This window comes from Bowmanella dokdonensis, from assembly GCF_017254865.1.
Lineage (GTDB): Bacteria > Pseudomonadota > Gammaproteobacteria > Enterobacterales > Alteromonadaceae > Bowmanella > Bowmanella dokdonensis.
Genome location: NZ_JAFKCV010000330.1, coordinates 1 through 297, shown reverse-complemented (window position 1 = coordinate 297; position 297 = coordinate 1). Strand labels below are relative to the sequence as shown.

The 297-nt window shown below is 55.9% G+C and carries 1 protein-coding gene; it reads left to right on the top strand.

Annotation, left to right across the window (positions count from 1 at the left end):
* Nucleotides 1–297: YtpR family tRNA-binding protein (gene ytpR / locus J0A66_RS22805; RefSeq protein ID WP_338143950.1), on the top strand; the 297-nt coding region annotated here is incomplete at both ends.

The window sequence follows — 297 nt, the reverse complement described above, 5'->3', positions numbered from 1 at the left end:
AGTTGCCCCCGAATTCAGCGGTGTGGTAGTAGGCGAGGTGGTGGAATGTGGCCAGCACCCAGACGCCGACAAATTGCGGGTCACCAAAGTGAATGTGGGCGGCGAAGCGCTGCTGGACATCGTTTGTGGTGCGCCCAACTGCCGTTTGGGTCTGAAAGTCGCGGTGGCCGTAGTGGGTGCCGTACTGCCCGGCGATTTTAAAATCAAAAAAGCCAAGCTGCGTGGTCAGCCTTCTCATGGCATGTTGTGCTCCGCTTCAGAGCTTGGTTTATCTGAAGACCACGACGGTATTATTGA